This window comes from Dolichospermum sp. UHCC 0259 (genome assembly GCF_009711935.1).
Classification (GTDB): Bacteria; Cyanobacteriota; Cyanobacteriia; order Cyanobacteriales; family Nostocaceae; genus Dolichospermum.
Genome location: NZ_VIKX01000004.1, coordinates 19156 through 30890, shown reverse-complemented (window position 1 = coordinate 30890; position 11735 = coordinate 19156). Strand labels below are relative to the sequence as shown.

Genomic DNA, 11735 nt, shown 5'->3' with positions numbered 1-11735 from the left:
CCTACTTCTACCTACCCTATAAACTCTCGAAAGTGGGGGGAGAGTGAAAAACTACTAGGTAATGTAGCTGATATTAATAAAGCTCTCGATTTGGGTGCTATTGCTGCTGGTGCAGCAGATGCTCATATTGGTTACTGGAATTGTCCTAAAACAGCTAAAATGATCACAGATCATATCTTAGGTAATCAGGAAAAAATTATTAATTTGGTAATTAGACGACTAGAAAAAGTTCCAGGAATAACAACTGTTTTTCATGAGGTTACAGAAAACATAGGAAAAACTTTCCCGCTTACAAAAAATATGGGAGATTGGTTTAATCCTGTTCACCAAATTACTGAAAATTTTACATTTTTAGATAGAAGTGGAAGATTGAGATTAAGGGATAATCTGGCTCAAACTCCTCATATTACGGTTTATGATGCCCAAAATAAATGTCAGTTTCGCGGTTATGTAGGTTTGATTCATGCTAATGGTTTAAGATCAGAAATTCAATATCTAAAACAGATATATGCTAAAAAATAAGATCATACTTTTATTAAGTATTTTCAAGAAACCATGAATGACGAAAATCAGGAAATAAAACCTTGATAAATCCAAAGTTAATAGGAAATGATATAATTAAACTATTAATAGTTTTTAATTAATGTAAATTATAATGGGAGTAAAATATGCCCACTGAAACAGTAACTCTCCAAATCCCAGAAATTATCTATCAGCGATTAGTTAATACTGCTAATGCTATTCAACGTCCCTTAGAAGAAGTAATGCTTCATGCTTTGCAAGTTGGTAGTCCACCGGCTTGGGATGATGTCCCAGAGGAATTTCAAGCTGAAATTGCCGCATTAGATAAGCTAGATGACAATACTCTCTGGCAAATTGCCAATAGTCGAAAAACAGCAGATGATATGGACAGATATAACATATTGCTTGATCATAACTCTAGGGGTATACTTACAGAAGTAGAACGATTAGAGTTGATGTCACTTCGACATGAGGCAGATTTATTTATGTTATGTAAAGCCCAAGCAGCAGTATTACTCAGTTGGCGAGGGTATCGGTTATCAAATTCTTAAATTGTTGTGTCTACATATATTTCTGAAAGTTTAAGACAAAAAATCATAGAAAAGGTATAAATGCTATTGGTCGCACCACAATAGTTAAGCTACGAATCAATAATCCAATAATTCTGATTGCTCGAAAGCGTTGGGTAATTAGTGGTTGGCATCCTCCTTTTGATTGATAGCATATAAACAAATAACTTATAAAGCATCTCATTTATTATAAAGACCAACACTTCTGCCTATATTCCTACTGACTACCGTTTCTGTAACCCGATGAATTCTGCTTCATGAATAGTCCTAAAAAAGTAGTACATTAAAAGGTGCATCTAGTAACATTAAAATTTTGATTAAATCACCTGTGCGGAAAATCGTTATTGCTGGTAACTGGAAAATGTTCAAAACTCAGGCAGAATCCGCAGAATTTTTAAGCGGATTTTTGCCTCACCTGGAGGAAACCCCCTCAGAACGAGAAGTGGTAATATGTCCTCCCTTCACCGACTTAAGCCTGGTGTCCCAATCTTTACATGGTAGCCGTGTAAATTTGGGCGCACAAAATGTCCATTGGGAAGAAAGTGGAGCATATACGGGCGAAATCGCCGCTTCTATGCTAACAGAAATCGGTGTGCGTTTTGTTATAGTTGGACACAGTGAAAGACGGCAATTCTTCGGAGAAACAGACGTAACTGTCAATCTCCGGCTTAAAGCTGCTCAAAAGCATGGACTCACACCCATTCTCTGTGTTGGGGAAACCAAACAACAACGAGATTTAGGGGAAACAGAATCAATAATTAGCACTCAATTAAAAAAGGACTTGGTAGACATTGATCAAAATAACTTGATCATTGCCTATGAACCAATTTGGGCTATTGGTACTGGTGATACCTGTGAATCCAAGGAAGCAAATCGGGTAATTGGCTTAATTCGGAATGAATTGACTAATCCCCTCGTTCCTATTCAATATGGCGGTTCAGTCAACCCGAATAATATTGATGAAATTATGGCACAACCAGAAATTGATGGCGCTCTCGTTGGTGGCGCTAGTCTAAAAGCTGATAGTTTTGCCAGAATTGTCAATTATCAATAACGGGGATTGGGGATTGGGGGTAAATCCATTAAAAGTTCCAAAATTTCATGTCTAATAACTTAATTATCCGAAATCATTGTTTTGTTTGGGGCAAGCGAACTTATATTATGGGGATTTTGAATGTTACCCCTGATAGTTTTAGTGATGGTGGTAAATTTAACACTACCTCAGCCGCTTTAACCCAAGCACAAGCAATGGTTGCGGCTGGTGCTGATATTATTGATATTGGTGGACAATCAACTCGTCCAGGCGCGGAGCAAATCTCCCTAGAAGCAGAAATGGAGAGGGTGTTATCAGTTTTGGAGTTGCTACGTCCAGTCGTTGATGTCCCTATTTCTGTAGATACAACTAGAGCAGAGGTAGCTAAAGCGGCAATTATTGCTGGAGCAGATATAGTCAATGATATTTCAGCGGGGACATTTGACCCCCAAATGTTGCCAACTGTGGCTAGTTTAAATGTGCCGATTGTGTTAATGCACATTAAGGGAACTCCCCAAACTATGCAAAAATGTACGGATTATGAGGATTTAATTGCTGATATTTATAAATTTTTATTTGAGCAAATTACAAATGCTAGGCTTTTAGGAATTGATCAAAATAAAATAATTATTGATCCTGGTATTGGTTTTGCTAAAAACCATCAGCAGAATTTAGAAATTTTTCGCTGTTTGGAATCACTAAAAACTCTTAATTCTCCAATTTTAGTGGGAGCATCTCGGAAAAGTTTTATTGGTAATATTCTTAATCAACCAGATCCAAGATTACGGATTTGGGGAACAGCCGCAGCTTGTTGTGCGGCTATTTTTAATGGTGCAGATATTCTCCGAGTTCACGATGTTCGAGAAATGCAAGAAGTTAGTCTGGTAGCAGATGCTATTTTTCGCTAGGAGTCAGGATGAAGAAGAAGGAAGAATATCTGAAAACAGCAATTCTCATTTTGAAAAAAATAAGGTTAGAATTGCGGATTATATGGATTATGCGGGAAAAAGGTCTGAATCACGGATTAGACGGATTGCACTGATTTCACGGATTTTGGTAACTCCTATCATAGCAAACAACCTAATCCGCGCCATCTTTTAATCTGTATAATCCGCGATCCTGACTTTTGAGCGATACCCGGATTCGTTCAGAAATGTAAGGGTTTAAATGTCATGAAACCTTAAAATGAGAATTGCTGATCTGAAAAGTTAATGGTATCAAACTCTAATTAGATCCATTACCTTTACCATTGCCATTACCGTTGCCATTGGCGGGATTTTTACTAGGATTTTCTTGTACTGAATCAGAAATCAATTCCTGAAACATTTCTGAGGAGTTAGCAGGATCTACAAAGACAATTTTGGCATTGTTGCTTTCACCTAATTTCTGACTAGCATCTACATAATCTTGGGCGACAAGATACCTTAAAATATCCTTACTTTCAGGGTGAGAACGCAAGGCTTCAGAAATTATTTCTATTGATGTTTTAGTTCCTTCCGCCCGTTTAACTGCTGCTTGTCGCTCCCCTTCTGCTGCTTCTATTGCCGCCTTTTTTTTAATTTGTGCTGTTTGTTGTTCTTCCATTGACTTGCGTACAGTCTCTGGCGGGGTGATACGCTGAATGTCTAAACGGATAATTTCAATTCCCCATGAGGATGTGATTGGATTTAAGGCGCTTAATATGGTTCTGTCCATCTCGTCTCTGGACATATTAGTATCTTCTAAGGAGTTTTGAGCGATATTTTCCCGAAGAGTGGTTGTGGCTAAGTTAGATAAAGCTGTTTGTAAATCATCAATGGCATAAAAGCTTTTTTCAATGTCTTTGATGCGCCAGTAAAGAATTGCATCAACTTCTAAGTAAACTCCGTCTTTAGTAATTACATTTTGCGGTTTAATATCTAATAACTGCTCTCTGGTTGTATCCTCCATCACAATTTGATCGAGAATGGGAACTATGAAACTGAGTCCAGGATTTAGTTTGCGATGATACCGCCCCAAGCGTTCAACTAAGGCGACATTCCCTTGATTTACCATCTTTGCAGATGCGAAGGCATAACCTACTAGAGCTAAAAATATGATAAAAATTATTGGGTCCATTCAGTTATTCTCCTCTTTCGGCTTTGGGCAGAATTGATTGTTAGGGTTATGGCTGGCATTAACTGTAAATTAAAATGGGTTAAGTGCGTAATTTCCCGATTGTTAACTATAAAAATGATAAAGCTGCGATCGCATTATAGGCGATCGCTACACATATCATGATGAATTACTGAAAAAAATAGATTAATTTGTATAACAAAATATATAAAAATAACCCAGACTGTGAGGGTATCAATAACAAGTCCATGTCATTGACACCAGGATTTTCTTCTTCTTAACTCGGTGACTCTCTAGATTTTTTGAGTGGAAACCTAGAAAACCAAGTTCTGGACTTAACTTAAAGTCCAAAGAATAATCTGACGATTCCCAAGATAGTACCTAAAGGACCAGCTACAGTATTAACTCTGTCACCTGTTTTCGCTAACCCGTTGCGCTCAACTACAACAACATCATTGTTACGCAGGATAGGATTGGTTTCCTCGTTGATTCCTTGAGCTAAATCCACTTTAACTGCACGTTTACTAACAGTACCATTGGAGTTGAGGCGAATTAAGTCTACACTTCCTCTACTGGCTCTACCATCATTAAAACCACCAGCAGCTAATAATGCCTGATTTAAAGAACTATTCGGTTGTAGTTTAACTGCTCCTGGTCTTTTGACTTCCCCGACTACACCCACTTCCATAGTTGTTGGTGACAGTGTAGTGGTAGCCAATTGAGTCGCTTCAGCAGTGTTAATTTCTGTAGCAGTAGGAATGAAAATTGTATCGCCATCTTGCACTACAATGTCTTGATTAACATCACCGCTTTGTAGCAATTGCCATAGGTTAATATCTATAGTTTGTTCTGTACCAGTGCGGGTAGGACGGCGTAATTTTATCTTCCGTACATCGGCAAGAGATGTAATTCCCCCTGCTAGTTGTAAACTTCGCATCACAGTGGGTAAACCACCACCAGCAGCAGCACCAGCAACACCACTAGGTTCTGTATTCCCAGGACTAACAAGATAAGAACCAGGACGGTAAACTTGACCGATTACGACCACTGTGCGGGGTGATGTTTGACTAGCGGCAAAGTTAGCTGCAAATAAATTCCGAGCTTCAGCTACATTTAAAGTGGCGGCAGTGGGGACAACAATGGTATCTCCATCTCGTAAGGTGATTTCTTGGGATATTCTGCCTGTTTGGGTCAATTCCTTTAAGTTTAAGGCGACTGTCTGCTCTCCAGAACGTCCTACTCTGCGGCGTAATTGGACTTGAGTTACATCTGCTGCTAGTGTCACACCTTGGGCGCTGGTCAGGGCAGCTAAGACTGTTGGATATTGGACACCGGGGTTATTTCCTGCTCCCCCTTCTAAGCTGAGGGTATAAGCTCCTGGTCTTGTTACTTCTCCAGCCACAAACACATTAATGGGACGTGGTGATAATAAGTTAACGGAAATGAGGGGACGTTTGAGAAAGCGAGCATATTTTCTGGCAATTGTATCAGCAGCTTGTTCAGTGGTTAAGCCGGCGACAGGGATACTACCAATTAAAGGCATATTAATTGAACCACCGGGAGGGACTTGATATTCACCTGTGTATTCTGGTACTTCAAATACATTAACACGGATGCGATCGCCGCCGCCTAATAAATAATCTGTAGCGATATTGGATATTGATGCTACTGGTTGTTTTTGTGCCAAACTCACAGATGGCAAAATGATATTCACTGTTGTTAACAATGCTAAACCCGTAGTTGAGTGGGTGAGAAATTTACACAAATCTTTATTAAGCATATTTACCTGAGAATTGAAAATGACGATATTTAGAGTTATTCGGAAACATTTTAACATCGAGTATACTGAAGAATCGTAGTGACTCAACAATTTTATTTTCTAATAGATCTTTAGTTTTCCGGACATAAATAATTTGTTGCGTAAGGAATTTGATTTTGAATCTTCTTTGCGGTCAGGAAATATTTTCCCTGCTTTTTACAAGTTAGTTTTCCTAGCTGATCACAATTTTCGATCCTATATTAACAACCAATTCATCGGCTGAATGATCTAGTCATATCCCTAAATTGATCAGGAAATATTAACACACAAGTAACTGATTTTTAGGATGATCAAAAATTCTCAAAAATTACTACTTATGGGTGATTTATTCCGCTTATTTTTTACTTGTTTGTGCTAATTAAGGGGATGATTTCGGATTTGAATTTGATGGATAAAAAACTCTTCTAGAGATTGACGTGACAGATTCATAGTGATAATTTTTCCCCCCATTAGCCTCAAACTAGACAGAAAATCATAATAATCTTCTTGGAGTATACCCTGCCAAAAACCATCAGCCCCAAATTCTAAATTACCTATCCATTTTTTCAAGATTTCCCCGTCTCCGCCTTGACCTTTAACATGATATGTGTTTTGGTTGCCTAAAAGTTCATTCAGAGAACCGCAACAGATTAATTCTCCTTGAGCAAGTATAGCCACGCGATCGCAAATTTGTTCCACTTCACTCAACACATGACTATTAAAAAATATGGTTTTACCCGATGCTTTCAAAGAAAGAATAATTTCTCGCATTTGGTAACGTCCCAGAGGATCAAGCCCAGACATAGGTTCATCCAAAAAAATCAAATCAGGATCATTGATTAATGCTTGAGCCATACCTACACGCTGAAGCATTCCCTTAGAATAGCGCCGCATTTGCTTTTTGCGAGCATCGGCTTGGGATAACCCAACTAATTCCAACAATTGGGGAATACGTTGACGTTGTAACTTTTGGGGAATTTGAAATAAACCCGCTGTCAACTGCAAAAATTCCCAACCGCTCAGATATTCGTATAAATAGGAATTTTCTGGCAGGTAGCCGATATGCTGCTTGACAGAGCGATCGCCTATAGGTTTACCTAACAATAATCCCCTTCCAGAAGTAGGGCGGATAATTCCCAACAATAATTTTAACAACGTGGTTTTACCCGCACCATTAGGACCCAACAAACCAAAGGTTTCTCCTGGGTACACCTGTAAAGAACAGTTTTTGAGCGATACAACCTTTTGATTGAGCCAAAATCCCGTGCGATAGACCTTTCGCAATTCAGAAGTCAGGACTACGGGTTGTTTGTCTAGGGGATTTTGTTGAGAATCGGGGTTGTCTACAACAGAATTCATGGCTAATTAAACTACCAACTACTGACTATTTAGAGCTAACTACAGATTAACCGATGCTGAGGATTTTTATAACACACCTTTGGAACTAGGAATTGTTTCTGCCCGCCGGGGATCAATTTCCACCGCTATTCGCATGGCTCTAGCAAAGGCTTTGAATGTGGCTTCAATAATATGATGGGAATTAATTCCATCCAATTGGCGAATATGTAACGTCATTTGGCTATGATTCACCAACGCCACAAAAAACTCCCGCACTAACTGGGTATCATAAGTTCCCACCCGTTGAGTAGGAATTTCTAAACCATAACTGAGATGAGGTCTACCAGAAAAGTCTAAAGCAACTTGTACCAAAGCTTCATCTAAAGGCGCAAGAAAATTCCCAAACCGGACAATTCCTTTTTTGCTACCCAAAGCTTGGAATAAAGCTTGTCCTAAAGTAATCCCCACATCTTCGTTAGTGTGGTGATCATCAATTTCCCAATCACCTTTAGCTTGAATATCCAAATCAAAAAGCCCATGAGAGGCAATTTGATGGAGCATATGATCTAAAAAGGGAATCCCTGTAGAAACTTTACATATCCCTGTCCCATCAAGATTAATAATCACGTGAACATTTGTTTCACCAGTAGTGCGGTGAACTGAAGCTATTCGAGGAGTTTGATAATTAGTCATTTGTCATTTGTCAGTTGTCAGTTGTCAGTTGTCAGTTGTCAGTTGTCAGTTGTCAGTTGTCAGTTGTTACTTTTCTTTCTTCTTTCTTCTTTCTTCTGACTCCTGACTCCTGACTCCTGACTCCTGACTCCTTTCTTTCACTACATTCCCATAATTTCATAACCTGCATCTACATACAGGATTTGTCCAGTAATACCGCTTGCTAAATCACTGCATAAGAAAGCTGCTGTATTACCTACTTCTAATTGAGTAACGGTGCGACGGAGAGGGGCTACTTCCTCAACGTGGTGAATCATGTCCAAAATGCCACCAACTGCCGAAGATGCTAAAGTGCGAATAGGCCCAGCAGAAATACCATTAACGCGAATATTGTCAGGTCCCAGTTCTGCTGCCAAGTAACGAACACTGGCTTCCAAACCAGCTTTAGCCACACCCATGACATTATAGTTAGGAATTGCCCGAACCGCTCCCAAATATGTAAGAGTAATAATACTTCCGCCTTCAGTCATTAAAGGTTTAGCTGCACCGCTTAACTGTACAAGTGAATAAGTGCTAACTTCCAAAGCCGTATTGAAACCAGAACGAGAAGTTTGACTAAAACCTCCGGTCAAATCTTCTTTTTTTGCAAAGGCCAAACAATGGACTAGAATATCTATTTTCCCCCATTCTTGCCGGATGGTTTCAAAAGTAGATTGAATTTGCTCGTCATTTTCAACATTGCAGGGCAAAAATAGGCTAGGACTGAGCGGTTCTACCAATTCAGAAACTTTTTTTTCCATTTTACCCTTGTCATCTGGCAAGTAGGTAATGCCCAAATTAGCCCCGGCTTTGTGTAGTTGTTGGGCAATTCCCCAAGCGATAGAACGGTTATTGGCAATACCTGTAACTAGGGCATTTTTTCCTGATAGATCGAGCATAGAAATTGCTAATTTAATTCATCATTAGGAGCATACTAGAATCTGAGCCTAGTTTGACTGCATTGGGCTAGGGATTTTTCAAAATGCTCCAGAAGTAGCAGTAAGCCCCAAAAAACCATGCCCATGTTTGCAAAAATTCCCAAGAAATTGACAATTTCAGAGGCAAAACTTTTAGAGTATAATTAGTGAAACTACTTATCAATAATTACTAGCTAAACGGAACAACAATTATGTATCATTATAAACGAAAGGCTAGGAATTCCGCGTTTGAGTATAGGAAAAAACAGAAAAATTAATGGTGATTTATTGATTTTTCAGGTGTATTCTTAGGTAATTAGTTTTTGTTTTTCTGGCATTGGGTAGGGGAAGGGAGAAATGATAGTGACACAAGACAAAGCCCTAGCAAATGTTTTTCGTCAAATGGCGACCGGGGCTTTTCCTCCGGTAGTGGAAACATTTGAACGGAATAAGACGATCTTTTTTCCGGGAGATCCTGCTGAACGAGTTTATTTTCTTCTCAAGGGTGCTGTAAAACTGTCGAGGGTGTATGAGGCAGGAGAAGAAATAACGGTGGCTCTGCTGCGAGAAAATAGCGTCTTTGGTGTGCTGTCGTTGCTGACAGGCAATAAGTCTGATCGATTTTATCATGCAGTGGCATTTACTACTGTAGAATTACTTTCAGCCCCAATTGAACAAGTTGAACAGGCACTGAAGGAAAACCCAGAGTTATCAATGTTAATGCTGCGAGGTCTTTCTTCGCGGATTCTTCAGACGGAGATGATGATTGAAACTCTTGCTCACCGCGATATGGGTTCAAGGTTAATTAGTTTCTTGTTGATTCTTTGTCGAGATTTTGGCGTTCCTTGCGCTGATGGTATTACCATTGATCTGAAGTTATCCCATCAGGCGATCGCTGAGGCAATTGGCTCTACTCGCGTTACAGTCACTAGACTGCTGGGAGATCTCCGCGAGAAGAAAATGATTTCTATTCATAAAAAGAAGATTACTGTGCATAAACCTGTTGCTTTAAGTAAGCAATTTACTTAAAAGTTATGGGTAAATGGAGTTGGCACGGCTTCTATTTTTGAGGTAATGCGGTCTTAGGGTCTCCCTAAGTAGCGTCACTACCATCGAGATTAAACCGTTAATTTGGAGGAAAGTCTCAAAATTGTATAATTCCTACTTTGGCCTAACTCCATTTACTCACAGACAATGGTTGAACGTAGTAGGCTGTATCGGTCAGCATTGTGGTAGTTAAAAATGGCCACCGGGTACATCCTTATTGCAGCAATTCTTATTTTGGGAGGCGTAATTGCCACCGTGGGCGATCGCATCGGCACACGCGTTGGCAAAGCTCGTCTCTCACTCTTCAATCTACGTCCGAAAAAAACTGCTGTAATTGTCACTATTTTTACAGGCGGTCTGATTTCTGCATCAACTTTAGCAATTCTTTTTGCGGCTGATGGTGGATTGCGAAAGGGCGTATTTGAATTAGAGGATATTCAAAGAGATTTGGGGAACAAGCGAGAACAACTAAAAATCGCCGAAGCGCAAAAAAGCCAGGTAGAAGGTGAGTTAAACAAAGCCAGAGAGGAAAAAAGTCAAGCACAAGAAGAATTACAGAAAATTAATAAGTCATTACAGGCAGCAAATACTAAACAAAAAACCACACAAGCTCAACTTAATCGCACTCTTAATCAGCAAGCTAAGACCCAAACCCGACTTAATGAAACTCAAAGCCGTCTTGGGGGAATTGTTATCAGGTATCAACAGGCAAGAAGTGAATTACAAACTCTTTATAATCAGCGACAAACATTACAAACAGCGGTAGAAGAGTTAAAAGCGGAACGGCAAAGATTGTACGCTGAAGCTAAACAGGCTATTGATGAAGCGAAGACGGTGATTGAAAAACGCGATCGCAAAATTGCTAAATTAGATAAACTTATTCAAAATCGTAACCTCGAAATTAAACAGCGGGAAGAAGTTATTATAACTAGAGAATCTCGCTTGAAAGAATTAGAGAAACAACAACAATTTTTAGAGCAGGAAGTAGCCAGACTAGAAAAATATTATCAGTCCTACCGTGACCTCCGCTTGGGTAAACTAGCCTTAGTGAAGGGTCAAGTGATAGCGGCAGGGTTAATTACTGTAGACAAGCCTGATGCGGCACAGCAAGCAATTATCCAACTTCTCCAGGCAGCTAACCGCAATGCTAATATTCAATTAACCGAACCTGGTGGTACACCAGCAAATAAAGAAATACTTCGTGTTACCAAAGATAAAGTTGAGCAGTTAATCGCACAAATTAAAGATGGTCGAGAATATGTAGTAAGAATTTTCTCCGCAGGTAACTATGTTAGAGGTGAAAAGCAAATAGAATTTTTTGCAGATGCAGCCCGGAATCAACTGGTATTTTCATCAGGTGAAGTGCTGGCTACAACTACAGCGGATTTAAAAAATATGACAACTGAACAAATGCGCCAACGCTTAGATTTACTAATTTCCGCTTCCCAATTTCGCGCCCGCAATGCAGGAATTGTCGAAAGTGTGCAAATAGATGGTACTTTTTTACGCTTTGTTACCCAATTACAGCAAACGGAACAGGAAGTAGAAATTAAAGCTGTAGCCGCAGAAAATACTTATACTGTCGGTCCGTTAAGAGTCAAGTTAGTAGCCCTCTTGAATGGACAAATTCTTTTTAGTACATGAGGTAGGGGAGGTAGGGGAGGTAGGGGGAGAAAGAATTTTTCTAATGACCAATGACCAATGAC

General features: G+C 39.4%; 11 protein-coding genes. 6 read left to right on the top strand and 5 right to left on the bottom strand.

Annotated elements, in window-relative coordinates:
* From FJR05_RS00495 to folP, 4 genes are all read left to right on the top strand, one after another.
* Window positions 1-522 (top strand): hypothetical protein (locus FJR05_RS00495; protein ID WP_217385497.1); only part of this gene is annotated, 522 nt, incomplete at its 5' end.
* Window positions 523-668: 146 nt separating this feature from the next.
* Window positions 669-1073, top strand: coding sequence for a hypothetical protein (locus tag FJR05_RS00490; protein WP_168642302.1), 405 nt, complete (start codon window positions 669-671; stop codon window positions 1071-1073).
* 346 nt (window positions 1074-1419) lie between these two features.
* The gene (tpiA, locus tag FJR05_RS00485; RefSeq protein WP_168642304.1) at window positions 1420-2145 is read left to right on the top strand and encodes a triose-phosphate isomerase; all 726 of its coding nucleotides are present in this window, start codon (window positions 1420-1422) and stop codon (window positions 2143-2145) included.
* A gap of 47 nt (window positions 2146-2192) precedes the next feature.
* Entirely contained in the window at window positions 2193-3032 is an 840-nt protein-coding gene (gene folP, locus FJR05_RS00480; protein WP_168642301.1) for a dihydropteroate synthase, read from the top strand.
* Between the two features lie 316 nt (window positions 3033-3348).
* Here folP and FJR05_RS00475 read toward each other — a convergent pair whose 3' ends face one another.
* From FJR05_RS00475 to fabI, 5 genes are all read right to left on the bottom strand, one after another.
* Window positions 3349-4221 carry an SPFH domain-containing protein gene (locus FJR05_RS00475; protein WP_168642300.1) on the bottom strand — a complete coding sequence of 291 codons (873 nt, stop codon included), beginning with the start codon at window positions 4219-4221 and terminating at the stop codon, window positions 3349-3351.
* Window positions 4222-4558: 337 nt separating this feature from the next.
* Window positions 4559-5998, bottom strand: coding sequence for a polysaccharide biosynthesis/export family protein (locus tag FJR05_RS00470; protein WP_168642299.1), 1440 nt, complete (start codon window positions 5996-5998; stop codon window positions 4559-4561).
* A 393-nt stretch (window positions 5999-6391) separates the two neighbouring features.
* Window positions 6392-7375 (bottom strand): ABC transporter ATP-binding protein, encoded by a 984-nt coding sequence (locus FJR05_RS00465; RefSeq protein WP_168642298.1) that lies wholly within the window; start codon window positions 7373-7375, stop codon window positions 6392-6394.
* 66 nt (window positions 7376-7441) lie between these two features.
* Window positions 7442-8047: an imidazoleglycerol-phosphate dehydratase HisB gene (gene hisB, locus FJR05_RS00460; protein WP_168642297.1), complete on the bottom strand. Its 606-nt coding sequence runs from the start codon at window positions 8045-8047 to the stop codon at window positions 7442-7444.
* 140 nt (window positions 8048-8187) lie between these two features.
* Entirely contained in the window at window positions 8188-8964 is a 777-nt protein-coding gene (gene fabI / locus FJR05_RS00455; protein ID WP_168642296.1) for an enoyl-ACP reductase FabI, read from the bottom strand.
* Window positions 8965-9339: 375 nt separating this feature from the next.
* On the opposite strand from fabI, the gene ntcA reads away from it, so the two are divergent.
* Window positions 9340-10011, top strand: coding sequence for a global nitrogen regulator NtcA (gene ntcA, locus FJR05_RS00450; RefSeq protein WP_027401174.1), 672 nt, complete (start codon window positions 9340-9342; stop codon window positions 10009-10011).
* Window positions 10012-10224: 213 nt separating this feature from the next.
* Window positions 10225-11673, top strand: coding sequence for a DUF3084 domain-containing protein (locus FJR05_RS00445; RefSeq protein WP_168642295.1), 1449 nt, complete (start codon window positions 10225-10227; stop codon window positions 11671-11673).
* The last annotated feature ends 62 nt before the right edge of the window (window positions 11674-11735 follow it).

What these genes read in the sequence shown, in the direction of transcription:
- FJR05_RS00465 (WP_168642298.1), bottom strand. Translation starts at nt 7,375, where the DNA reads ATGAATTCTGTTGTAGACAACCCCGATTCTCAACAAAATCCCCTAGAC.
- folP (WP_168642301.1), top strand. Translation starts at nt 2,193, where the DNA reads ATGTCTAATAACTTAATTATCCGAAATCATTGTTTTGTTTGGGGCAAG.
- FJR05_RS00470 (WP_168642299.1), bottom strand. Translation starts at nt 5,998, where the DNA reads ATGCTTAATAAAGATTTGTGTAAATTTCTCACCCACTCAACTACGGGT.
- FJR05_RS00475 (WP_168642300.1), bottom strand. Translation starts at nt 4,221, where the DNA reads ATGGACCCAATAATTTTTATCATATTTTTAGCTCTAGTAGGTTATGCC.
- FJR05_RS00445 (WP_168642295.1), top strand. Translation starts at nt 10,225, where the DNA reads ATGGCCACCGGGTACATCCTTATTGCAGCAATTCTTATTTTGGGAGGC.
- fabI (WP_168642296.1), bottom strand. Translation starts at nt 8,964, where the DNA reads ATGCTCGATCTATCAGGAAAAAATGCCCTAGTTACAGGTATTGCCAAT.
- hisB (WP_168642297.1), bottom strand. Translation starts at nt 8,047, where the DNA reads ATGACTAATTATCAAACTCCTCGAATAGCTTCAGTTCACCGCACTACT.
- FJR05_RS00490 (WP_168642302.1), top strand. Translation starts at nt 669, where the DNA reads ATGCCCACTGAAACAGTAACTCTCCAAATCCCAGAAATTATCTATCAG.
- ntcA (WP_027401174.1), top strand. Translation starts at nt 9,340, where the DNA reads ATGATAGTGACACAAGACAAAGCCCTAGCAAATGTTTTTCGTCAAATG.